The sequence below is a fragment of the Staphylococcus sp. HL28 genome, from assembly GCF_021117155.1.
GTDB lineage: Bacteria > Bacillota > Bacilli > Staphylococcales > Staphylococcaceae > Staphylococcus > Staphylococcus warneri.
The window spans coordinates 1537832-1562809 of record NZ_CP088218.1 but is presented as its reverse complement, the minus strand read 5'-3'; the positions used below and the strand labels follow the sequence as shown (position 1 = coordinate 1562809).

The 24978-nt window shown below is 32.1% G+C and carries 20 protein-coding genes and 2 pseudogenes; 20 read left to right on the top strand and 2 right to left on the bottom strand.

The genetic code is table 11. The annotated features are described in order from the left end of the window. The 11 genes from thiW to hfq all read left to right on the top strand — a co-directional run bounded on the left by thiW (position 1) and on the right by hfq (position 14257). Entirely contained in the window at positions 1-492 is a 492-nt protein-coding gene (thiW, locus tag LPC11_RS07505; protein ID WP_023375213.1) for an energy coupling factor transporter S component ThiW, read from the top strand. A gap of 179 nt (positions 493-671) precedes the next feature. After that, on the top strand, positions 672-1991 hold the full coding sequence (locus LPC11_RS07500) for an ISL3 family transposase (protein WP_148519196.1): 1320 nt from the start codon (positions 672-674) through the stop codon (positions 1989-1991). Positions 1992-2189: 198 nt separating this feature from the next. Next, positions 2190-4805: a DNA mismatch repair protein MutS gene (gene mutS, locus LPC11_RS07495; protein WP_041613976.1), complete on the top strand. Its 2616-nt coding sequence runs from the start codon at positions 2190-2192 to the stop codon at positions 4803-4805. A gap of 11 nt (positions 4806-4816) precedes the next feature. Further along, on the top strand, positions 4817-6766 hold the full coding sequence (gene mutL / locus LPC11_RS07490; RefSeq protein WP_023375216.1) for a DNA mismatch repair endonuclease MutL: 1950 nt from the start codon (positions 4817-4819) through the stop codon (positions 6764-6766). Positions 6767-6780: 14 nt separating this feature from the next. Beyond that, a complete protein-coding gene (locus tag LPC11_RS07485) occupies positions 6781-7314 on the top strand; it encodes a glycerol-3-phosphate responsive antiterminator (RefSeq protein ID WP_041613978.1) in 534 nt (177 codons plus the stop codon). A 269-nt stretch (positions 7315-7583) separates the two neighbouring features. Then, on the top strand, positions 7584-8402 hold the full coding sequence (locus LPC11_RS07480) for an MIP/aquaporin family protein (protein WP_023375218.1): 819 nt from the start codon (positions 7584-7586) through the stop codon (positions 8400-8402). Between the two features lie 143 nt (positions 8403-8545). Next, positions 8546-10045, top strand: a complete 1500-nt coding sequence (gene glpK / locus LPC11_RS07475) for a glycerol kinase GlpK (protein WP_231307200.1) — start codon at positions 8546-8548, stop codon at positions 10043-10045. 172 nt (positions 10046-10217) lie between these two features. Further along, positions 10218-11891: a glycerol-3-phosphate dehydrogenase/oxidase gene (locus LPC11_RS07470; RefSeq protein WP_015365055.1), complete on the top strand. Its 1674-nt coding sequence runs from the start codon at positions 10218-10220 to the stop codon at positions 11889-11891. A gap of 240 nt (positions 11892-12131) precedes the next feature. After that, positions 12132-13067, top strand: coding sequence for an alpha/beta hydrolase (locus tag LPC11_RS07465; protein ID WP_041613981.1), 936 nt, complete (start codon positions 12132-12134; stop codon positions 13065-13067). 1 nt (position 13068) lies between these two features. After that, a complete protein-coding gene (gene miaA / locus LPC11_RS07460; RefSeq protein WP_023375220.1) occupies positions 13069-14067 on the top strand; it encodes a tRNA (adenosine(37)-N6)-dimethylallyltransferase MiaA in 999 nt (332 codons plus the stop codon). After that, positions 14021-14257 (top strand): RNA chaperone Hfq, encoded by a 237-nt coding sequence (gene hfq, locus LPC11_RS07455; protein WP_002451265.1) that lies wholly within the window; start codon positions 14021-14023, stop codon positions 14255-14257. The genes miaA and hfq overlap by 47 nt, the downstream gene beginning before the upstream one ends. Before the next feature lie 246 nt (positions 14258-14503). On the opposite strand, the gene LPC11_RS07450 is transcribed toward hfq, so the two are convergent. Continuing rightward, positions 14504-14980: a glutathione peroxidase gene (locus LPC11_RS07450; RefSeq protein WP_041613983.1), complete on the bottom strand. Its 477-nt coding sequence runs from the start codon at positions 14978-14980 to the stop codon at positions 14504-14506. Positions 14981-15089: 109 nt separating this feature from the next. Here LPC11_RS07450 and hflX point away from each other — a divergent pair, with 109 nt between their 5' ends. From hflX to LPC11_RS07410, 7 genes and pseudogenes are all read left to right on the top strand, one after another. Further along, positions 15090-16331 carry a GTPase HflX gene (hflX, locus tag LPC11_RS07445; protein ID WP_023375222.1) on the top strand — a complete coding sequence of 414 codons (1242 nt, stop codon included), beginning with the start codon at positions 15090-15092 and terminating at the stop codon, positions 16329-16331. A 16-nt stretch (positions 16332-16347) separates the two neighbouring features. Further along, entirely contained in the window at positions 16348-17586 is a 1239-nt protein-coding gene (locus LPC11_RS07440; protein ID WP_231307199.1) for a methionine gamma-lyase family protein, read from the top strand. 380 nt (positions 17587-17966) lie between these two features. After that, positions 17967-18332, top strand: coding sequence for a MerR family transcriptional regulator (locus tag LPC11_RS07435; protein WP_015365050.1), 366 nt, complete (start codon positions 17967-17969; stop codon positions 18330-18332). A 19-nt stretch (positions 18333-18351) separates the two neighbouring features. Further along, on the top strand, positions 18352-19692 hold the full coding sequence (gene glnA / locus LPC11_RS07430; protein WP_002467191.1) for a type I glutamate--ammonia ligase: 1341 nt from the start codon (positions 18352-18354) through the stop codon (positions 19690-19692). Between the two features lie 658 nt (positions 19693-20350). After that, positions 20351-21166, top strand: a pseudogene (locus LPC11_RS07425) (minor capsid protein); the annotation flags it as partial. Further along, positions 21163-21360 (top strand): LSM domain protein, encoded by a 198-nt coding sequence (locus LPC11_RS07420; RefSeq protein ID WP_231307198.1) that lies wholly within the window; start codon positions 21163-21165, stop codon positions 21358-21360. The pseudogene LPC11_RS07425 and the gene LPC11_RS07420, both read left to right, overlap by 4 nt. A 158-nt stretch (positions 21361-21518) precedes the next feature. Then, positions 21519-21884, top strand: a pseudogene (locus LPC11_RS07410) (capsid assembly scaffolding protein Gp46 family protein); the annotation flags it as partial. A gap of 62 nt (positions 21885-21946) precedes the next feature. Here LPC11_RS07410 and LPC11_RS07405 read toward each other — a convergent pair. Next, on the bottom strand, positions 21947-22972 hold the full coding sequence (locus tag LPC11_RS07405; RefSeq protein ID WP_023375227.1) for a threonine aldolase family protein: 1026 nt from the start codon (positions 22970-22972) through the stop codon (positions 21947-21949). A 228-nt stretch (positions 22973-23200) separates the two neighbouring features. Between LPC11_RS07405 and LPC11_RS07400 the strand changes: the two genes are divergently transcribed. Both LPC11_RS07400 and cls read left to right on the top strand, forming a co-directional pair. After that, positions 23201-23404, top strand: a complete 204-nt coding sequence (locus LPC11_RS07400) for a hypothetical protein (RefSeq protein WP_023375228.1) — start codon at positions 23201-23203, stop codon at positions 23402-23404. Between the two features lie 30 nt (positions 23405-23434). Continuing rightward, on the top strand, positions 23435-24916 hold the full coding sequence (gene cls, locus LPC11_RS07395; RefSeq protein ID WP_023375229.1) for a cardiolipin synthase: 1482 nt from the start codon (positions 23435-23437) through the stop codon (positions 24914-24916). Positions 24917-24978: the final 62 nt, after the last annotated feature.

Here is a 24978-nt window from a genome sequence, read left to right as displayed (position 1 = left end):
TTGAATATTAGAAAATTAACCATAACAGCGCTATTAATAGCGATTAATGTCATCTTAAGCAGTATCATTGTCATCCCGCTTGGTCCAATCAAAGCAGCACCTATGCAACACTTAGTTAATGTACTTTGTGCAGTTTTTGTAGGGCCTTGGTATGGATTAGCACAAGCTTTAATATCATCCATTTTACGCGTAACATTTGGTACAGGGAGCGTTTTTGCATTTCCAGGCAGTATGATTGGAGTATTCTTAGCTAGTTTATTTTATATGTATCGTAAGCATATCTTTATGGCTGCTGTTGGTGAAGTATTAGGAACAGGTATTATAGGAAGTTTGATTTGTATTCCATTAGCATGGATACTTAACCTACAAAATTTCTTTGTAAAACCACTTATGACTGCTTTCATTGTATCTAGTATTATAGGTGCAGCAATTAGTTATGTTTTATTAATAATATTAAAACGACGAGGTCTCTTAGATCGTTTTCAAAAATAATGATTAAGTACGTATAGTCCCATGTGTAACAGTTATGATTTAGCACATAGGAGGTTGTATATTTTTAACGGTTGGTGAATAAAATTCACTAGCCGTTTTATCTTTTAGACACAAAAAAGCACAAATATCTCTATAATTATAAGTGGCTAAACAAATAAGTAAGGAGAGATATTGTGCCTATGTGTAATGATATATCAGAAATCATTGGAATTGAAGTAGAAAACTTAAAAATCACTCAAAAACTTGGCTTGTATGTTCATAAAAACGTTCGATGTTTACTATACAAAGGGATTTTGACGTACATCCCTATGGGATGTGAATGTTGTGGTATTAAAAACGATAATCACTTAATCATTAAACACGGATTTCGAGAAACTAAAGTATATATGGGTTTAATTCTTGAACGACCTGCGTACCTACAGTTAAAAAAGCAACGTTTTTATTGTAAGGAATGTGGTCAAACATTTACGGCTCAAACACCTTATATTGAGCCACGTTGTAGAATTTCCAAAGATGTTAAACTAATGATGATGAAGAAATTAGCCAAAGTAAGTTCTGAAAAAGACGTAGCTAATAGCTTGTTTATTTCACCTTCCACTGTACATCGATATTTAAAGGAAGTCAGTTCTTCTGTTAAAACAACTCCTAATAGCGAGTTGCCGAAACATTTATCTTTTGATGAATTCAAATCTACAAAAGATGTGGATGGCGCAATGAGTTTTATTTATTGTGATAGTATCACGCACGATATCATCGATATCTTACCAGATCGTCGCCAATTTAAACTCAAAGAATATTTTTTAAGGTTCTCTAGAAAACAACGTAAAAATGTTAAGAGTATATCTATTGATATGTATGTTCCATATATTTCGCTTATTGAATCACTGTTTCCAGAAGCAAAAATTATCATTGATCGTTTCCACATTGTTCAAGCAATAACTCGCGAAATCAATCGAACTCGGATTAAAGTTATGAATGAATTTCGAAGAAAGGATAGGCCGAATTATAATAAATTAAAGCGGTATTGGAAGCTGTTACTTAAGACACCACACGATTTGAACCGAATGCATTATCATCAATTTAGGCTTTTTACTACATGGCAGAGTCAGTATAGCCTTGTCCAATATTTATTAAGTTTAGATGGTCAACTTAAAGCAACGTATGAAATGGGTCATTTAATTTCAGACGCCTTAAAATCTAATAACATTAAACAATTAACCTATAGTTTATATACTTCGAAAAAACATGATCTATCCAAAGGTTTAAAACGAGTAATTAATACGTTGATAAAATATTTACCCTATATTACAAATACAATTCGATATCCACATCTAACAAATGGCCCTATTGAGGGAATAAATAATAAAATTAAGCTTATTAAGCGAGTCTCTTATGGTTATAGAAATTTTTATAATTTTAGAAATCGAATATTGATTATTTCTAGGATATTTGTAAGTGAATATAAAAAAAGTACTAAGCAACTGAATAGAGTTGCTTAGTACTTAATTCCATTACCAACCGACGTTGACATAGAACCACATAGGACTGTGCGTATTTTTTATGGTTCATTTTAGATAATGGGCTAGATATGATTGGATATGTTAAAATAGATGAGTTAAATAGTACGTAAAAAATTACATAAAATGATTAAACCATTTAAATAAAAAGACTATAAAATAAGGGTTGTGAAGAACTTTATGTCAAATGTGACACCAATGATGCAACAATATTTAAAAATTAAATCAGAATATGATGACTGCTTGTTATTCTTTAGACTTGGAGACTTTTATGAAATGTTCTTCGAAGATGCTAAAGAAGCATCAAGAGTATTAGAAATTACGTTAACAAAAAGAGATGCTAAAAAGGATAATCCTATACCTATGTGTGGTGTTCCATATCACTCTGCAGATAGCTATATAGAGACGCTAATTAATAACGGATATAAAGTAGCAATTTGTGAACAGATGGAGGACCCAAAACAAACTAAAGGTATGGTTAAAAGAGAAGTTGTTCGAATCGTAACGCCAGGGACGGTCATGGATCAAGGTGGCGTAGATGAAAAGCAAAATAACTATATCTTGAGTTTTATTCAAACGCCACAAGAATATGCATTAAGTTATTGTGATATTTCAACAGGTGAATTAAAAACCACACATTTTGAAGATGAAGCTACATTATTAAATGAAATCACAACTATCAATCCTAATGAAATAGTCATTTGCGAACCTTTATCTGAAAATATGCAACGACAAATTAATATGATTACAGAAACTATTACAGTTCGAGATGAGATTTCAAGTCAATATTTTGAAGTGAATAACATTGAACATCAGCATATGCAACAGTCAACGCAATTATTGTTAGATTATATACAACATACACAAAAAAGAGATTTATCGCATTTGGAAGATGTACAACAATATGCTGCGATTGATTTTATGAAGATGGATTTCTATGCCAAAAGAAATTTAGAATTAACTGAAAGCATTAGATTGAAATCTAAAAAAGGCACACTTTTATGGTTGATGGATGAAACGAAGACGCCAATGGGTGCAAGACGACTAAAACAGTGGATAGACCGTCCGTTAATATATAAACAACAAATTGAAGAACGATTAAATATCGTTGATGAGTTTATTAATCATTTTATTGAAAGAGATACGTTGAGAAACTATTTAAATCAAGTGTATGACATAGAAAGGCTAGTAGGGCGTGTAAGTTACGGAAATGTAAACGCACGTGATTTAATTCAACTTAAACATTCAATTAGTGAAATACCTAATATAAAACAATTATTAAGTCAATTAGATAGTGATAAGATCACTCAATTTGATGCACTCGAACCGCTTGATGACTTACTCGACGTTTTAGAAAATAGCTTGGTTGAAGAACCACCTATTTCAGTCAAAGATGGTGGCCTATTTAAATCCGGGTTTAATCAACAATTAGATGGATATTTAGAAGCATCACGTAACGGTAAATCTTGGCTCGCTGAATTACAAGCCAAAGAAAGAGAACGTACAGGTATTAAATCTCTGAAAATAAGTTTTAATAAAGTATTTGGCTACTTTATCGAGATTACGCGTGCTAACCTACAAGGGTTTGAACCAGCGCAGTTTGGATATAATCGTAAACAAACATTATCTAATGCTGAGCGCTTTATAACAGATGAGTTAAAAGAAAAAGAAGATATTATATTAGGTGCTGAAGATAAAGCAATAGAGTTAGAATATCAATTATTTGTCAAATTAAGAGAACATATTAAAGCGTATACCGAGAGACTTCAAAAACAAGCTAAAATCATATCGGAACTAGATTGTTTACAAAGTTTCGCCGAAATAGCTCAAAAGTATAATTATGTTCGCCCACATTTTAGTGATGATAAAACTTTAAAATTAGAAAATTCTAGACATCCAGTTGTTGAACGTGTGATGGATTATAACGATTACGTACCTAATGATTGTGCGTTAGATAATGATACATTTATTTATCTGATAACAGGCCCTAATATGTCTGGTAAATCGACTTATATGAGACAAATTGCAATTATCAGTATTATGGCTCAAATGGGTGCATATGTACCTTGCGAATCTGCGACATTACCAATATTTGATCAGATTTTTACTCGTATTGGTGCAGCAGACGATTTAGTTTCAGGTAAAAGTACATTTATGGTAGAAATGTTAGAGGCTCAAAAAGCATTAACCTATGCTACTGAGGATAGTTTGATTATTTTTGATGAGATAGGAAGAGGAACATCAACGTATGATGGTTTAGCGTTGGCACAAGCGATGATAGAGTATGTCGCACAAACATCACATGCTAAAACGCTATTCTCAACACACTATCATGAACTTACGACATTAGATCAACTATTACCTTGTTTAAAAAATGTACACGTCGCTGCTAATGAATATAAAGGAGAGCTTATCTTCTTGCACAAAGTCAAAGATGGTGCGGTTGATGATAGTTATGGTATTCAAGTAGCGAAACTTGCAGACTTACCAGATGAAGTCATTCAAAGAGCCCAAGTTATTTTAAATGATTTTGAACAAAAATCTGATAGCCCTGAACCTCAGATTGTTCAATCTGAATCTTATCAAAGTGATGAGGCTAAGACACCTAATAAAAAGGCAAATCAAAACAAGTATGAGGAGAAAGAATCAACATTCGAACAAGCGGCATTTAACTTATTTGAATCGGAACCTCAACAAAGTGAAATTGAAGCACACATTAAGTCATTAAACTTATCAAATATGACACCAATTGAAGCATTGGTGAAATTAAGTGAATTACAAAATCAATTAAAATAGAGGTGTTGTAAATGGGAAAAATTAAAGAACTACAAACCTCCTTAGCTAATAAAATTGCAGCTGGCGAAGTAGTCGAAAGACCTAGTTCGGTTGTTAAAGAATTACTGGAAAATGCCATTGATGCACAATCAACGGAAATAAATATTGAAGTAGAACAATCTGGTGTTGCATCAATACGTGTAGTAGACAATGGTACAGGAATAGAAGCTGATGATCTAAGTTTGGTATTTCATCGTCACGCGACAAGTAAATTAGATGCAGATGATGATTTATTTCATATTAGAACATTAGGATTTCGTGGTGAAGCATTAGCCAGTATCTCTTCAGTATCGAAAGTAACGTTACGTACCTGTACAGATAATGAAAGTGGACATGAAATATATGCTGAGAATGGTGAAATTATTAACCAAAAACCAGCAAAAGCGAAAAAAGGCACGGATATCTTAGTAGAATCATTATTTTACAACACACCGGCAAGATTAAAATATATTAAAAGTCTGTATACCGAACTAGGGAAAATAACTGATATTGTAAATCGTATGGCAATGAGTCACCCAGACATAAGGATATCTCTTGTTTCTGATGGCAAGACATTACTTAAAACGAATGGATCTGGTAAAACAAATGAAGTAATGGCAGAAATTTATGGTATGAAAGTAGCAAAAGATCTTGTACATATCACAGGTGATACAAGTGATTACCATTTAGAAGGATATGTAGCTAGACCTGAACATTCTAGAAGTAACAAACATTATATCTCTTTATTTATCAATGGTAGATATATTAAAAATTTCGTTTTGAATAAAGCCATTGTAGAAGGTTATCATACGTTACTAACAATAGGTCGATATCCTATTTGTTATATCAATATTCAAATGGATCCTATTTTAGTAGACGTCAACGTGCATCCAACTAAACTAGAAGTGAGATTATCTAAAGAAGAACAACTATATGATTTGATAGTAGAAAAAATACGTGAAGCATTTAAAGATAAAATTCTTATTCCTAAAAATGATTTAGATGCTCATCCAAAGAAAAATAAAGTACTCAATAGTTTTGAGCAACAAAAATTAGACTTTGAACGAAAACAAAATGAAGACCAAAATCGTTCACAGATAGATGAAGATGAAAAACAAGATGAATTAAGTGGATCGACATTTGAAAAAGATAAGAATCAAAATATTTCACAAGTGAATGAAGACAATGAAAGTACATTGTTTAATGACTCTCAATATATTAAACGTAATCATGATGATCATTACTTCAATAATCAAAAAGATATTTTAAATGAACTAGATAATCAAAATGAGACACTAGAACAAGAAGAAGATCGAAATGAAAATGACATTAAAGGGGCAGTGAGTGCGTCAATACGACGACGTGTACCATATATGGAAGTTGTCGGACAAGTTCATGGAACATATATCATTGCTCAAAATGAAAATGGCATGTTTATGATAGATCAGCACGCTGCTCAAGAACGTATCAAATACGAGTATTTTAGAGAAAAAATTGGGGAAGTAACAAATGAAGTTCAAAACTTGTTAATTCCAATGACATTTCATTTCTCAAAAGATGAACAGTTCATTATCGATCAGTATCAAGAGGAATTAGACAGAGTAGGCGTACACCTTGAACATTTCGGTGGACATGATTATATTGTTAATAGCTATCCAGTTTGGTTTCCAAAAGCAGAAGCGGAAGAAATCATCAAAGATATGATAGAACTCGTATTAGAAAATAAAAAAATTGATGTGAAAAAAATGCGTGAAGATGCAGCAATAATGATGTCTTGTAAAAAGTCTATTAAAGCTAATCATTATCTTAAAAACAATGAAATGGCAGATTTAATTGATCAATTGCGTGAAATGGAAGATCCATTTACATGTCCACACGGAAGACCTATTATCATTAACTTTTCGAATTACGAATTAGAAAAATTATTTAAACGTGTAATGTAGAGAGGAGCAATCATTTGAAAGAAAATATACTCCCAGCAATTAGAAATATGAAAGATTTAGATAAGCTAATTAATACCGAATATAAATCATGTGTACTGTTGGATATGCATATCGGTCATCTTAAAAGTATTTTAGATCTGTTAAAAAATAGAGGTATTGAATGTTATATCCATATTGATTTGATCAAAGGTTTAAGTCATGACGAATATTCTTGTGAATATATTATTCAACAATATAAACCTAAAGGTATTGTTTCAACTAAGACTAAAGTAATTAAAAAAGCTAAGTCACTAAATACTTTAACTATCTTTAGAGTGTTTATTATTGATAGTCAAGCTTTGAGCCGAAGTATTGAATTAATACAAAAGGTACAACCAGATTTCGTTGAAGTTCTACCAGGCATCGCACATAAGGCGGTAAGATGTATTCAAGAAGAGACAAATACATCTGTAATTGCAGGTGGATTGATTAGTGAAGTATCTGAAGTAGAAGAAGCCATTAACAATGGTGCAGAATATATTACAACAAGTAATCAAAAATTATGGTAACAATGAAATAGCAACTTTTATTATGTAAAGGAATCAGTCGACCTTTAGAGTCGCTGGTTCCTCTTTATATACCAAAAATGAGTTGAGTAATGAGGATTAAAATGAAATAATTTTGACAAATTTTTAACAAAAATATTGACAACGCTTACAATATAACTGTAATATAAAATCAAGTTATTAAAAGTTAATATTAGAACAGAGAAGGGGAGATTTCTGCAGCTTTATAATGTTGTAGGGGTCTCCCTATCTATTTTGGGAGGAATAGTTATATGAATGCTTATTTAGCAGAGTTTTTAGGTACGGCCATCCTTATACTTTTTGGTGGCGGCGTTTGTGCTAACGTTAATTTAAAACGTAGTGCTGGTAATAACGCTGACTGGATTGTTATCGCTACAGGATGGGGTTTAGCCGTTGCAATGGGTGCATTTGCAGTTGGTAAATTTTCAGGTGCACATTTAAATCCAGCAGTTACTATCGCGTTAGCAATGGACGGTGGATTTAGTTGGGCACAAGTTCCAGGATATATCGTTTGCCAAATGCTTGGAGGTATCGTAGGTGGTGCCCTAGTTTGGTTAATGTATTTACCACATTGGAAAGCAACAGAAGATCAAGCAACAAAATTAGGCGTGTTCTCAACAGCCCCTGCAATTAAAAATTATTTCGCAAACTTTTTAAGTGAGATTATTGGTACAACAGCATTAACTTTAGGTATTTTATTCATCGGTGTAAATAAAATCGCTGATGGTTTAAATCCATTAATTGTCGGTGCTTTAATTATTGCAATCGGGTTAAGTTTAGGTGGTACAACAGGTTATGCAATCAACCCTGCCCGTGACTTAGGCCCACGTATCGCACATGCCATTTTACCAATTGCTGGTAAAGGTGGTTCAAACTGGTCATATGCTATTGTACCTGTTTTAGGTCCAATCGCTGGTGGTATGTTAGGTGCAGTCATTTATGAAGTATTTTATAAACAAACATTTAATGTAAGTTGTGTAGTTGGTATTATTTTAGTTATCATTACATTAGTATTAGGTGTGGTTTTAAATAGAACTTCTAAAAGTAAAGATATTGAATCAATTTATTAATCAAGATATGAAATATCTTATTTTTAGCATGTGATATTAAAAAATTGCATATAAATTAACATGATGTGTAGATATATGATATAAGTAATTATCATAAAAATACTTTAAATAATATTGAAGACATCAAAAGGAGTCAAATACCTATGGAAAAATACATTTTATCAATAGACCAAGGAACAACTAGTTCAAGAGCTATTTTATTCAATAAAGATGGCGAAATTAAAGGTGTTGCACAAAGAGAATTTAAACAACACTTCCCACAATCAGGTTGGGTAGAGCATGATGCGAATGAAATTTGGACGTCAGTATTATCTGTTATGGCAGAAGTAATGAACGAACATAACATTAGAGCAGAACAAATCGAAGGTATTGGTATTACAAACCAACGTGAGACAACAGTTGTTTGGGATAAAAATACTGGTCGACCAATTTATCATGCAATTGTTTGGCAATCTCGTCAAACTCAGAGTATTTGCCAAGAATTGAAAGATCAAGGTCATGAAGCATTATTCCGTGACAAAACCGGTTTATTATTAGACCCATATTTTGCAGGAACAAAAGTCAAATGGATTTTAGATAATGTTGATGGTGCACGTGAAAAAGCAGATAATGGCGATTTACTATTTGGAACAATTGATTCTTGGTTAGTATGGAAATTATCTGGTAAAGAAGCACATATCACAGACTATACAAACGCAAGTCGTACATTAATGTTCAATATCCATGACTTAAAATGGGATAAAGAATTATTAGATATTTTAGAAGTACCTGAAAGTATGCTTCCTGAAGTGAAACCATCAAGTGAAGTTTATGCACATACAGTTGATTATCATTTCTTTGGTCAAAACGTACCAATTGCAGGAATCGCTGGTGACCAACAAGCTGCCTTATTTGGTCAAGCATGTTTCGACAAAGGTGACGTGAAAAATACTTATGGTACTGGTGGATTCATGTTAATGAACACTGGTGAAGAAGCAGTTAAATCTGATAGCGGATTATTAACAACTATCGCATATGGTATTGATGGTAAAGTAAACTATGCTTTAGAAGGTTCTATCTTTGTTTCAGGTTCAGCTATTCAATGGTTACGTGATGGATTAAGAATGATTAATTCAGCACCACAAACTGAAAACTATGCGACTAGAGTAGACTCAACTGAAGGTGTATACGTTGTACCAGCATTTGTAGGATTAGGAACACCTTACTGGGATTCTGAAGCTAGAGGCGCTATCTTTGGATTAACTCGTGGTACTGAAAAAGAACACTTCATTCGTGCTACATTAGAGTCACTATGCTATCAAACTCGCGATGTAATGGAAGCAATGTCTAAAGATTCAGGTATTGAAGTTCAAAACTTACGTGTTGATGGTGGCGCAGTTAAAAATAACTTTATCATGCAATTCCAAGCAGATATTGTTAATACACCTGTAGAAAGACCTGAAATTCAAGAAACAACTGCACTTGGTGCTGCATACTTAGCAGGTTTAGCAGTTGGATTCTGGGAAAGTAAAGATGACATTGCTAACAGATGGAAACTTGAAGAAGAATTTGAACCAAAAATGGAAGAAGAACAACGTACTAAGCTTTATAAAGGTTGGAAAAAGGCTGTAGAAGCTACAAAAGTATTTAAATTAGAAGATTAGTCTTTGGCAAATCAATAAATTGTAAGCATGAGATAGACTAGATTTTCTTATTTATGTTATACTTGAAACAAGTTAATAAGGAAATCGAGAAATGAGAGATTTATTCGTACAATTAAATGGTAATTGTGGGATAAGTCTCTCTTTTTTTATACTAAATAGGAGGCGTTGAATTATGGGTTTATCAACACTAAAAAGGGATCACATTAAGAGAAATTTAAAGAATGAAGAATATGACGTTGTTATTATTGGTGGCGGAATTACAGGTGCAGGTATTGCATTAGATGCTAGTAATCGTGGAATGAAAGTTGCTTTAGTAGAAATGCAAGACTTCGCTCAAGGAACAAGTTCACGTTCTACAAAATTAGTACATGGTGGGTTACGTTATTTAAAACAACTACAAGTAGGTGTTGTAGCTGAAACGGGTAAAGAACGTGCGATTGTATATGAAAATGGTCCACATGTAACAACTCCAGAATGGATGTTATTACCTATGCATAAAGGTGGTACATTTGGTAAATTTACAACTGCCATTGGTTTAACAATGTATGATCGTTTAGCAGGTGTTAAAAAATCTGAACGTAAAAAAATGCTTTCTAAACAAGATACAATTAATAAAGAGCCTTTAGTGAAACAAGATGGTTTAAAAGGTGGCGGTTATTACGTTGAATACCGTACAGATGATGCAAGACTAACTATTGAAGTGATGAAAAAAGCAGCTGAAAAAGGTGCTGAAATCATTAACTATACAAAATCAGAACACTTTACTTACGATTCAAATAAAAAAGTAAATGGTATTGAAGTTGTAGATATGATTGATAATGAAACATATCCTATCAAAGCTAAAAAAGTAATCAATGCTTCAGGACCTTGGGTAGATGAAGTAAGAAGCGGTGACTATGCTCGTAATAACAAACAATTACGTTTAACAAAAGGTGTTCACGTTGTTATCGATCAATCTAAATTCCCATTACAACAAGCAGTTTACTTTGATACAGAAAAAGATGGTCGAATGATTTTTGCAATTCCTAGAGAAGGGAAAGCATATGTAGGTACTACAGATACTTTCTATGATAATGAAAAAGCGACACCATTAACAACACAAGAAGATAGAGATTATTTAATTGATGCAATCAATTACATGTTCCCAACAGTTGATGTAAAAGATGAAGACATCGAATCTACATGGGCTGGTGTACGTCCGTTAATTTTAGAAGAAGGTAAAGACCCTTCAGAAATCTCTCGTAAAGACGAAGTATGGGAAGGCGAGTCTGGCTTATTAACAATCGCGGGTGGTAAACTAACAGGATACCGTCACATGGCATTAGAAATTGTTGATTTATTAGCTAAACGTCTTAAAAAAGAATATGGTTTAACATTCAAACCATGTGCTACTAAAGAATTGAAAATTTCTGGTGGTGACGTTGGTGGTAGTAAAAACTTTGACCACTTTGTTAAGCAAAAAGTAGACGCTGCTAAAGGCTTTGGTATTGATGAAGATGTAGCGTACCGTTTAGCAAGTAAATACGGTTCAAATGTTGATGATTTATTCAATATTGCTCAAACTGCACAATATCATACTAGTAAATTACCATTAGAAATCTACGTAGAATTAATTTATGGTATCCAACAAGAAATGGTATTTAAACCAACTGACTTCCTTGTACGTAGATCAGGTAAATTATACTTCAATATTGATGATGTACTACAATATAAAGATGCAGTTATCGATGTATTAGCAGATATGCTTCAATATAGTGAAGGTCAAAAACAAGCTTATACTGATGAAGTGAATAAAGCGATTGATGAAGCACAGTCTGGTAACAACCAACCAGCAGTTAAAGAATAATTAAATTTAATTTTAAACTACTAACATTGAGTTTTTATCTCAATGTTAGTAGTTTTTTTATATGAAATGTTATATTTGTCATACATGCTTATGAGACAAAAAATATATCTGAATGTGAATTGTTAACTAAATATGCATACAATTTGATTCCGATGTTATCAAAAGGTATATTGAATATAATATGTATGTTTATATTAATAAACATGATTAATGAAGATAAGAAGTTTTGGGGGTATATGCGTGAGTCAAAGTCAATTCAACATTACAGTCAAAGATGGAACAATGATTGAAGTGAAAATAGATAAAGCTAATAATGAAACAATTGGTATTGTCCATCTTTTTCATGGTATGGCTGAACATATGGATCGATATGATGAGTTAGTTAAAGCATTAAATTTACAAGGATATGATGTCCTTAGACATAATCATAGAGGTCACGGTAAAAATATAGATGAAAATGAAAGAGGCCACTTCAATGATATGACACAAGTTGTTGACGATGCATACGAAATAGTAGAAACCATTTATGATAGCCATTTTGAACTACCTTATATTGTTTTAGGACATTCAATGGGATCCATCATTGCAAGACTATTTGTAAAACAATACCCTCAATTTGCAAATGGTCTCATATTAACAGGCACAGGTATGTTTCCTAAATGGAAAGGCATACCAACTATGGTTCTATTGAAATTAATCACCATTATTTTAGGTAAAAGACGTCGAGTTAAATGGGTTAACCGATTAATGAATAAAACCTTTACTAAAAAAATTGATCAACCTCAAACGGAAAGTGACTGGCTATCTACCAAAAGAGAAGAAGTGAACAAATTTATCGATGATGAATATTGTGGATTCAGAGTATCTAACCAACTGATTTATCAAACAGTTAAATATATGATGGACACTGCCAATGTTAAATCATTAAAGCAGATGAATCACAATTTACCAATACTTTTAATTTCAGGCAAAGATGACCCATTTGGAGAATATGGTAAAGGTGTTAAAAAACTAGGTAAGATTTATAAAAAAGCAGGAATCAAACACATAACTGTGCAATTATATAAAAATAAACGCCATGAAATATTATTTGAAGATGACTATTTAACAACTTGGCAACATATGTTTGAATGGATTAAAAAACAAATATTAAAGAAAAATAAAGTGAGTGAATAAGATGAGTAATACAGATAAGCCATTTCTAATTGTAATTGTAGGACCAACGGCGTCTGGAAAAACAGAATTAAGCATAGAATTAGCGAAAAGATGTAATGGTGAAATCATTAGTGGCGACTCTATGCAAGTATATAAACAAATGGATATTGGTACTGCTAAAGTTACAAAAGAAGAAATGAACGGTATTACTCATCATATGATTGATATTTTAAATCCTGATGATACATTTTCTGCATATGATTTCAAACTACGAGCAGAAAAGTGTATCAATGAAATTATCGAAAGAGGTAAGACGCCTATTGTTGCTGGTGGAACTGGATTATATATTCAATCATTACTTTATAATTATCAATTTGAAGATGAAACCGTTTCAGAATATAAAATGAAAGAAGTCAAATCTAAATTAAATGAATTAGCAAAATTAAATAATAATGAATTACATGAATATCTTAATTCATTTGATCCTGAATCAGCCGACAATATACACCCTAATAATAGAAAAAGAGTATTGAGAGCGATAGAATATTATTTAAAAACAAAAAAACTTTTAAGTTATCGCAAGAAAGTTCAACAATTCACTGAAAATTATGATACATTATTAGTAGGGATTGAAATGTCGCGTGAAACATTATATGAAAAAATAAATAAACGTGTTGATATTATGTTGAGCCACGGATTATTTAATGAAGTGCAACACTTAGTTGAACAAGGCTATGAGTCAAGTCAAAGTATGCAAGCAATTGGGTATAAAGAATTAATACCTGTTGTGAAAGGGAATATGGATTTACAGTCAGCTATTGATAAGTTAAAACAGAATTCGCGAAAGTACGCGAAACGTCAATTGACTTGGTTTAAGAATAAAATGAACGTTCACTGGTTAGATAGAGAAAATATGTCACTTCAAATGATGTTAGATGAGATTACACCCCAAATAAATAAAAGGAGTACTGAACATGATTGCAAACGAAAACATCCAAGATCAAGCACTAGAGAACTTTAAATCAGAAAAAACAGAAGTCACTGTGTTCTTTCTAAATGGTTTCCAAATGAAAGGAACAATTGAAGATTTCGACAGCCAAGTGATTCGTTTAGTTTCACAAGGAAAACAACATCTGATTTACAAACATGCGATCAGCACTTTCATGATTGATGATGAAAACGAATCAGCATCAGAAACATCTGAAGAATAAGACATAATTGAAGTGCAGTAAAGCACAAATCAAAAATGAACGTCGCAATAGTTACATAAAAGAGAAAGAAAAAGATTGATTGGTTCTAATTAGTGCTTTATCGTATTAAAGATTGTAATTCAAAAAAGCTTCATTTAAAGAAAGCATTCGCGGTTATCTTGTCGCCTTTGCTCATCACTTTAAATGAAGCTTTTTCATGTTTAAATTATTAGTTCATGTTTAAATTATTAGTTCATGTTTGATATTTTATAGAAGTTTTTCGATTTCATTTTCTAATTGTGCAGGTTTCTTCTGCGGTGAAAAACGTTTAACTACATTACCGTCACGATCAATTAAAAACTTAGTGAAGTTCCACTTGATTTTTTCATTAAACATACCATGTTGTGCATCAGTAAGGAAGCGGAATAACGGATGTTGATGTTCTCCTTTAACATCAATTTTTTGATGTATAGGGAATGTTACACCGTAATTTAATTTACAGTTTTGAGCAGCTTCTTCACCTGATCCAGGTTCTTGACCACCAAATTGATTACAAGGGAATCCTAAAATGATGAATTTTTGATCTTTATATTTTTCATAAAGCTCTTGTAATCCTTCAAATTGTGGTGTGAAGCCACATTCACTTGCAGTATTTACGATTAACATCACATAATCTTTATAATCTTCTAACTTATATGTTTCTCCTGTGTTTTTTTCTACAACGAAGTCATATATTTTTTCCATAAGATCACCCTTTCGAATTAATTACAATTTAACATAATATTGACGAATAGTCTTTATATTGGCACTATGATAAAATATTTAAGAACTAAAATAAAAGGAGATGTATATCATGGCACAGCTATCAACACATGATACAAAGAAAAAATTAGAAACGGCTGTACTAATCGGTGTACATGCTCAAAACGATAATGAGTTTAATTTTGATTCTACTATGGAAGAATTAGAAGCGCTATCAGAGACATGCCAATTAAATGTTAAAGGTCAAATCACTCAAAACCGTGAACAAGTTGATCACAAATACTATGTTGGTAAAGGTAAAATTGAAGAAATTCAAGCTTTTATAGAATTCCATGATATAGATGTCGTTGTGACTAATGATGAATTAACGACAGCTCAATCTAAAACATTAAATGGCAATTTGGGCATAAAAATTATCGATAGAACACAGTTGATCCTTGAAATTTTTGCTTTAAGAGCAAAAAGTAGAGAAGGTAAGTTACAAGTAGAATTAGCACAATTAGATTATTTATTACCACGATTACAAGGACATGGTCGTAGTTTATCAAGACTTGGTGGTGGCATTGGTACACGTGGTCCAGGTGAAACGAAGCTTGAAATGGATCGTCGACATATTCGTACAAGAATGAATGAAATCAAGCATCAATTACAAACTGTTGTTGAGCACAGAGATAGATACCGTAGTAAACGTGAACAGAATCAAGTCTTTCAAATTGCATTAGTAGGATATACTAATGCCGGGAAATCATCATGGTTTAATGTGTTAGCCAATGAAACAACATATGAACAGAATCAATTGTTTGCAACATTAGATCCTAAAACTCGCCAGATACAAATCAATGAAGGATTTAATTTAATCATTTCGGATACAGTTGGATTTATTCAAAAATTACCTACAACGTTAGTAGCTGCATTTAAATCAACTTTAGAAGAAGCCAAAGGTGCAGATTTACTTTTACATGTTGTAGATGCAAGTCATCCGGAGTATCGCTCTCAATATGATACTGTCAATCAACTTATTAAGCAGCTAGATATGGATCAAATTCCACAATCATTGATTTTTAATAAAAAGGATCAATGTCCAAGTAATATGGACTTACCAGTTTCAGAACAACCTTATGTATTTGTTTCAAGTAGGGATGAATCAGATAAAGATTCAGTGAAAAATTTATTAATCAATCAAATTAAACATAGTTTAACGTATTACGAGGAGACAGTACCAAGTTTGGATGCAGATCGACTTTATTTCTTAAAACAACATACACTCGTCAGTGAACTCAATTTCAATGAAAAAGATGAGTCTTATGAAATTAAAGGATATAAAAAAATATAAAAAGGAAGTTAGCAAGATGACAGATATGACAAGTCTTATTGAAGATGTAGAATCTACATTGACACCGTACTTTAAAGATATTGAACGCATTGCTTTGATTAATCAAGAAAAGGTATTAGATGCGTTTCATGCAGTTAAAGCTACAGAAAGTGATTTATTAGGAACAACAGGTTATGGATATGATGATTTTGGACGTGATCATTTAGAAGAAATTTATGCAAAAACATTTAAAGCAGAAGATGCCATTGTAAGACCTCAAATTATTTCTGGAACACATGCCATCAACTTGGCTTTACAAAGTAATTTGAAATACGGAGATGAATTATTATATATCACGGGTAGTCCATACGATACATTATTAGAAGTTATCGGAGTAAACGGTAACGGTATTGAGAGTTTAAAGGAGCATGGTGTTTCATATAATGAAGTAGCATTAGCAGAGGGTAAAATTGATATATCTAACGTTCTAAAAGCAATTAATGATCGAACTAAAGTCGTTGCTATCCAACGTTCTAAAGGTTATGATCAACGCCCTTCAATACCTGTTGATGAGATTAAAGAAGCGATTTTAGCAATTAAAGCACAAAATCCGAACGTCATTATCTTTGTCGATAATTGTTATGGGGAATTTGTTGAAGAACGAGAACCTACAGAAGTTGGCGCTGATTTAATTGCAGGTTCACTCATTAAAAATCCTGGTGGTGGATTAGCTAAAATAGGCGGCTATATCGCTGGTAATAAGGATTTAATTGAGCGTTGTGGTTATAGATTAACTGCACCAGGTATTGGTAAAGAAGCAGGCGCATCCTTAAATTCATTACAAGAAATGTATCAAGGATTTTTCCTAGCACCTCACGTAGTCAGTCAAAGTTTAAAGGGTGCATTATTTACGAGTCTGTTACTTGAAAAATTAAATATGACTACAACACCTAAGTATAACGTTAAACGTACAGACCTAATCCAAACTGTGACATTTGAAACAAAAGAACAAATGATATCATTTTGTCAAAGTATCCAACATGCATCACCAATCAATGCACATTTTAGTCCGGAGCCGAGTTACATGCCTGGTTATGAGGATGATGTTATTATGGCAGCTGGTACTTTCATTCAAGGTTCATCAATTGAATTGTCTGCTGATGGCCCTATACGTGAACCATATGAAGCGTATGTTCAAGGTGGATTAACATATGAACATGTTAAATTAGCTGTTACACGTGCAGTCACTCAATTAAAAGAACAAGGACTTGTTTAATTCGATATTAGGAGAGGGACAGAAATAATAAAGAACCACTAATCATTTATGATGTAGTGGTTCTTACGCATTAGCCACAGCTAATGTGTACTTTAAAATAGAAATACATGAGTGAAACTCATGCATAAGAAATACTAATTTCTAAAGAAATAGTATTTCTTTATCGTTGTCCCACCATGTTTCAGTTTTTTTATCAGAAAATTTTAAAATTTATTCAGAAATTTTTGTGAATGTTGTTACGTGGTGGTATTTCAATGCTTCTAAAATGCAGTAATATCAATGGTTTTACTTATCATGTCAGAAAACCTGACATATTTTTGTAATCTGAGCTAAACTATGCTAAATTAAGTACAAGTTCAAAAGTGGAGGAGATGTTAGCGATGTCTAATGACTCTATTAGAAGAAACATGGCTGTATTCTCCATGAGTGTAGTCAGTAAATTAACAGAATTAAGTCCAAGACAAATTCGTTATTACGAGACACATGAACTTGTCAAACCGGAAAGAACTGAGGGAAATAAGAGATTATTTTCACTGAATGATTTGGAAAGATTATTAGAAATTAAATCTTTAATTGAAAAAGGCTTTAACATTAAAGGTATTAAACAAATTATTCATAATCAAGAGAATCACTTATCATCAGACGAACATGAAACTAGAAAGAAAATGATTGTAGATGCAACTCAAAAACCATACGGTGAAACATTGCCGATAAATCGAGGAGATTTATCCCGATTTATAAAATAAAATTTGGAGGATTTCAAGTATGCCAAAACGTAGTTTTACAAAAGACGATATTCGTAAGTTTGCTGAAGAAGAAAACGTGAGATATTTAAGATTACAATTCACTGATATTTTAGGAACAATTAAAAATGTTGAAGTACCAGTAAGTCAATTAGAAAAAGTTTTAGATAACGAAATGATGTTTGACGGATCATCAATCGAAGGTTTCGTACGTATTGAAGAATCAGATATGTACTTACACCCTGACTTAGATACTTGGGTTATCTTCCCATGGACAGCTGGTCAAGGTAAAGTTGCACGTTTAATCTGCGACGTATTCAAAACAGATGGTACACCATTCGAAGGTGACCCTCGTGCAAACTTAAAACGCATCTTAAGAGAAATGGAAGATTTAGGTTTCACAGACTTCAACTTAGGGCCTGAACCAGAATTCTTCTTATTCAAATTAGATGACAAAGGTGAACCTACATTAGAATTAAATGATGATGGTGGTTACTTTGACTTAGCACCTACGGATTTAGGTGAAAACTGCCGTCGTGACATCGTTCTTGAATTAGAGGACATGGGCTTTGATATTGAAGCAAGTCACCATGAGGTTGCGCCAGGTCAACACGAAATCGACTTTAAATATGCAGATGCAGTAACAGCATGTGATAACATCCAAACATTCAAATTGGTAGTTAAAACAATCGCTCGAAAACATAACTTGCATGCAACATTTATGCCAAAACCATTATTTGGTGTAAACGGAAGCGGAATGCACTTCAACGTATCATTATTTAAAGGTAAAGAAAATGCATTCTATGATCCAAATGGCGAAATGGAATTAACTGATACAGCATACCAATTCACTGCAGGTATTCTTAAAAATGCACGTGGATTCACAGCAGTATGTAACCCATTAGTAAACTCTTATAAACGTTTAGTACCAGGTTACGAAGCACCATGTTATATTGCATGGAGTGGTAAAAACCGTTCACCATTAGTACGTGTACCTTCATCAAGAGGTTTATCTACTCGTGTTGAAGTACGTTCAGTTGACCCAGCAGCTAACCCATACATGGCACTAGCAGCAATCTTAGAAGCTGGATTAGACGGTATCAAAAATAAATTAGAAGTTCCTAAACCAGTAAACCAAAACATTTATGAAATGAATCGTGAAGAACGTGAAGCTGTTGGTATCCAAGATTTACCTTCAACTTTATACACTGCGTTAAAATCAATGCGTGAAAATCCAACAATCAAAAAAGCGTTAGGTAATCATATCTATAACCAATTCATCAATTCAAAATCAATTGAATGGGATTATTACAGAACTCAAGTTTCTGAATGGGAACGCGAGCAATATATGAAACAATACTAAAACGCTAAACAACATTGGGGAATGTCGTTATATCAAGGGCTAGAGCAATTTTGCTTTAGCTCTTTTTTGTTTGACGGGGTGGAATAATACAATTTATGTGGAATTATGTTTAGATTGTTGTCCACTTATAGTCCACCTCTCTCGTTAAAAATGAAATCAAAGAATTTTTAATGAACATAAGACAATTAACTTTTACTATAAATATCAATGAGGGAAGAAATAAAAAGTTAGTATGACTTAATTATAGTCGTAGTGAACGAAATAATAATTTAAAAATAAGAACACAAAAATAGATTGATAATAGTTATATCAAGTAATTAATATAAAATAAAAGAAAGGTAGACATTAATTATATATAAACCGATGTCATGGTAAATAATTATGAAAGTAACGATTAGAGTAAGGAAAACGACCAAACAAGAGAAATTAGAATTTTTAAAAGGGGCACTTCTCTTAATTGGAATTATACTTTTAATAAAATATTTAATTTAGTTTGAATATGCAATATGATCATTGAACTATTTGGAAATTGTTTAATTTGAATTTTGCCATAAGTGAATACTGTATTTAGCCCAAGACGTATCTAACTAGATGCGTCTTTTAAACTTAAAAGGCGATAAGGTCTCAAGTCATCATACAAAACGAAATCTGACCTCATGTAATGACTAAATTAGAATGTGTCACGAGTCATGTAGTCATACGTGGCCGTCATCCAAATGAATTCGTATCTGAATTTAAAAAACAAACGCAATCTACTACGTATAACGCTAGTCGATTGTTAGTCACTGAATCAGCGCGAGTTCAAGCAGAGTCACAAAAGTTAACTTATCTTAAAGAACTTGGTGAAGATGGCGAATATAAATATGTGGCTAAAATAGATAAGAAAACATCAAAACTATGTCACTCATTAAACGGCAAAGTATTTAAAGTTAAAGATATGATTCCAGGTGTAAATGCGCCACCTATGCATCCATGGTGTAGAAGTACCACAGTTCCACATGTAGGCAATTGGCGAGAGAAATTCTTTAAAGAGCGTAAAGGTAAATATCAAGTAGAGAATAAAGTATCTGAAAAAGAAAAATTACAAGAAAAAGCTAAAAAAGAAATGCTTGAAATGATAAGTAATGGTAAAATAAAAGTAGAAATTAATCCTGAAAAACAGAATAGACATTTGATAGGTCATAAATTATATGAAGAATATAAGTTGAAAAATTTGCGAAATGGGAATTTAATACCAAGTTATATTATTCTAAAAAATGATGAATTAAATGAACTGATATTGCAAAAAGCAGGTAGTGGGAAATTGGTTATTAATCGGAAAGGTCAATGGAAAAATAAAGAAATAATTGATTTTGGCAAAAATATAGGTAAAGATTATATTGATGGAAAATTTATAAATACTCAATGGGGCACAGTACACTATTCAAAAACTGGTAGCCACATAATTCCAAATGGAAAGGATGATAAAAATTGAAATTATGGACATATATAGGTAAAAAAGTAGTAATAGATTTTATTGATGGGCAACGAATCATTGGACAAGTTACCAACTTTGATGATCGCTTCGACAATGAAAGTGGCGAAGATTCTATCCACTTAGCAGTAGGGGATTTATTATATGATATTGATGAATCTGAGATTGAAGATATAAAAATAATTTCGGTATAGCATCCTTTCTACACAGATAAATAGAAAGTGGTGCTATTTTTATACACTTTTTTAACCTTCCATTGTGAAGGTTATTTTTTATTGTCCAAAACGTGCTGATGACATTTAAAAGCAAGTATGGAATAACAGTCGATAGACTATAAACGGAGGTATATCTCATGGAGAATAATCAAAGTAATATTACTGAAGAACCTAAGAACAATGAGGAATTAAACAACAGTGATGAACAATCACAACAAACTGAGAAAACTTTTTCTCAAGAAGAAGTATCGTAATTGATTAAAGAGCGTATAGCTAGAGAACGTAAGAAGTCAGATGAACGTATTAAAGATGCCGTTCAAGAAGCTGAGAAATTAGCCAAGATGAATCGTGATCAGAAGAATCAATATGAACTTGAAAAAGTTCTGAAAGAAAATCAAGAACTCAAAGCAGAAAAAGCTTTGAATCAAATGAAAGATGAAACACGATTAATGCTTAAAGAAGCTGGTGTAGACAATGTTGATGACCAGGTAGTCAAAATAATGTCTCCGTGAATAAATAAAAAAAGCACCACTCTCATAAAGAATGATGCTTTCAAAATGCTTATCTATATCAATTCTAATAATTGATTAACATTTTCTTCAGTTGTGGCCCAACTTGTTGCAAATCTAACTACTCGATGTTGATCATCATATTTTTCCCAAACGGCAAATTTTACTTTTTGTTTTAATTCTTTAATTTTATCGTTACTTAAAATAAAGAATTGTTGGTTAGTAGGTGAATCAAAATAGAGTTGATATCCTTTTTTAAGGAAACCTTCTTTCATTTTATTGGCCATTTCTATCGCATGGCGACTTATTTTGAAATATAAATCATCTGTAAATAATTCAAGAAATTGTATGCCGGTTAATCTTCCTTTAGCTAATAGGGCACCATGATGTTTAATACGTGTCGTAAAATGTTTGGGTTCGTTCTGCTTCGTAAATACAATAGCTTCTCCGCACAATGCACCGATTTTAGTTCCGCCAATATAAAAAATATCACAGTAATTCGCAACGTCTTCGATAGTCATATCTGAATGATCACTCATTAAACCATAACCTAAACGAGCACCGTCCATAAAAAGGGGGAGTTTATGTTTTCGGCAAACGTTAGATAGTGCTTCCAATTCACTTTTTGAATATAATGTACCGTATTCAGTAGGATGGGAAATGTATACCATACCAGGAAAGACCATATGATCACGTTTAAAATCACTATTAAAGGTTTCAATATAATCTTCTACACCTTTGGCATTAATTTTTCCTTCTGATGAAGAGATTGTTAGTACTTTATGTCCACTATATTCAATTGCACCACCTTCATGTACTGCAACATGACCAGTTTCGGCTGAGATAACACCTTCATAGCTTTCTAACATGGAGTTAATCACGACTTGATTTGTTTGCGTACCTCCCACTAAAAAACGAATCGTTGCATCAGGACATTTGATTTTATGTTTAATTTGTTGCATAGCTTGATCAGTAAATTGATCAAATCCATATCCTGGAGCTTGAATTCGATTTGTTTCAATTAAACGTTGTAAAACTTTTTCATGTGCACCTTCTAAATAGTCATTTTCAAAAGATAACATTTACTTTCCCTCCAATAACACAATGAATTAATTTTTCTAATTAGTTAGCTTGCTCTGATGACTCATAAAGATGAATATATTATATTATCGTTTTAAATTAATTTCAATTATATTCCGAACAACATAATTACATTGCGTATTAAATTTCTTTTTCTAGAATCACTATATATTGAATTATTTCAAAAAAAGCCTTATGATTTAATCAATACAAAGAAAAGGGGAATGAATATGGAACAAATTAAATTTAAAACTTTCACAGAAGATAGTTTAGAAAAATTAGAAAATAGTGTGAATGATTATTTACAAACAAGTGAAGGTTCTACATATAAATTGTTGAATATCACAATGAAACAATCGGAAGAACACAAATTTCCAACTATTGAAGAAGAATTCAATGCTATTGTAACTTTAGTAAAAAGTGACGCACTTTAAAATAGAATTTATTATTAGGAGTATATGTTTATGGAATTAAAGTTTTCACATGATCTGGGTTTGCTTTTTACGATATTACTTGCAATTGGTTTTGTAATTAATGTTGTTTTAGCATTTATTATTATATTTTTGGAGAGAAATCGACGAAGTGCAAGCTCAACATGGGCATGGTTATTTGTACTATTTGTATTACCTTTAATTGGTTTTATCCTTTATTTATTCTTTGGTCGTACAGTGTCTAAACGTAAACTGGATAAAAATAATGGTAATGAGTTAGACGCCTTTAATGAACTTATAGATAGACAAATTAAGGATTTTGATGAACAAAATTATGGCACTGATAATGAATTAGTAGTGAAACATCATGATTTAGTAAGAATGTTACTTATGAACCAAGATGGTTTTATAACTGAAAATAACCAACTTGATGTATTTACAGATGGTCATGAATTATATGATCAAATGTTAGAAGATATTCGAAATGCTAAAGATTATATTCATTTAGAATACTTTGGCTTCGAATTGGATGGCTTAGGTAAACGTATTATCAAAGCTTTAGAGGAAAAACTGAAAGAAGGTTTAGAAGTCAAACTACTATATGACGATGTTGGTTCTAAAAAAGTTGGTAGGGCTAATTTTAAACACTTTAATGACCTAGGCGGAGAAGTAGAGGCATTTTTTGCTTCAAAATTACCAATTATCAATTTTAGAATGAACAATCGTAATCACCGTAAAATTGTAGTGATTGATGGTCAAGTTGGCTATATAGGTGGTTTTAACGTCGGTGATGATTACCTTGGTTTAGGTAAACTAGGTTATTGGAGAGATACGCATTTTAGAATTGCTGGAGATGCAGTTGATGGTTTACAAACTAGATTTATGATGGATTGGAATTCACAAGCACATCGACCACAATTCGAATATAACGATAAATATTTCCCGAAAAAGCATGTTCAAGATGGACATGTACCTATGCAAATTGTGGCGAGTAGTCCAGCAGAAGATTGGCATCAAATTGAATTTGGTTATACTAAAATGATTATGAAAGCGAAAAAGTCGATTTATATTCAAACGCCATATTTTATTCCAGATAATTCATATATCAATGCTTTAAAAATGGCAGCAGCGACTGGTATTGAGGTTCATTTAATGATTCCATGTAAGCCAGACCATCCATTCGTATATTGGGCAACATTTGCGAATGCGGCACAATTATTAGAAAGTGGGGTCCATATTTATACATATGAAAATGGATTCTTACATTCTAAAGTATGTTTAATTGATGATGAGGTCGTATCAGTAGGTTCAGCAAACATGGACTATAGAAGTTTTGAATTAAACTTTGAGGTTAATGCATTTGTGTACGATAAAGAGATGGCTAAAAAAATCAAACAAGCTTATAAAGAAGATATTAAAAAATCAAAAGAGTTAACAGTAGAAGGTTATAGAAATCGTTCATTAAAAATTAAAATTAAAGAAGATTTAGCTAAGTTAATCTCGCCAATATTATAATATAAAAAATCTGTCACTAAATGTGGCAGATTTTTTATTTATTATAATAATATTATGTCAAC

Coding starts and splice junctions, on each gene's coding strand:
- LPC11_RS07450 (WP_041613983.1), bottom strand. CDS start 14,980: ATGGAAAAAATATATGACTTCGTTGTAGAAAAAAACACAGGAGAAACA.
- glpK (WP_231307200.1), top strand. CDS start 8,546: ATGGAAAAATACATTTTATCAATAGACCAAGGAACAACTAGTTCAAGA.
- cls (WP_023375229.1), top strand. CDS start 23,435: ATGGAATTAAAGTTTTCACATGATCTGGGTTTGCTTTTTACGATATTA.
- LPC11_RS07500 (WP_148519196.1), top strand. CDS start 672: ATGTGTAATGATATATCAGAAATCATTGGAATTGAAGTAGAAAACTTA.
- hflX (WP_023375222.1), top strand. CDS start 15,090: ATGGCACAGCTATCAACACATGATACAAAGAAAAAATTAGAAACGGCT.
- LPC11_RS07400 (WP_023375228.1), top strand. CDS start 23,201: ATGGAACAAATTAAATTTAAAACTTTCACAGAAGATAGTTTAGAAAAA.
- LPC11_RS07470 (WP_015365055.1), top strand. CDS start 10,218: ATGGGTTTATCAACACTAAAAAGGGATCACATTAAGAGAAATTTAAAG.
- miaA (WP_023375220.1), top strand. CDS start 13,069: ATGAGTAATACAGATAAGCCATTTCTAATTGTAATTGTAGGACCAACG.
- LPC11_RS07405 (WP_023375227.1), bottom strand. CDS start 22,972: ATGTTATCTTTTGAAAATGACTATTTAGAAGGTGCACATGAAAAAGTT.
- LPC11_RS07435 (WP_015365050.1), top strand. CDS start 17,967: ATGTCTAATGACTCTATTAGAAGAAACATGGCTGTATTCTCCATGAGT.
- hfq (WP_002451265.1), top strand. CDS start 14,021: ATGATTGCAAACGAAAACATCCAAGATCAAGCACTAGAGAACTTTAAA.
- mutS (WP_041613976.1), top strand. CDS start 2,190: ATGTCAAATGTGACACCAATGATGCAACAATATTTAAAAATTAAATCA.
- glnA (WP_002467191.1), top strand. CDS start 18,352: ATGCCAAAACGTAGTTTTACAAAAGACGATATTCGTAAGTTTGCTGAA.
- LPC11_RS07480 (WP_023375218.1), top strand. CDS start 7,584: ATGAATGCTTATTTAGCAGAGTTTTTAGGTACGGCCATCCTTATACTT.
- LPC11_RS07440 (WP_231307199.1), top strand. CDS start 16,348: ATGACAGATATGACAAGTCTTATTGAAGATGTAGAATCTACATTGACA.
- mutL (WP_023375216.1), top strand. CDS start 4,817: ATGGGAAAAATTAAAGAACTACAAACCTCCTTAGCTAATAAAATTGCA.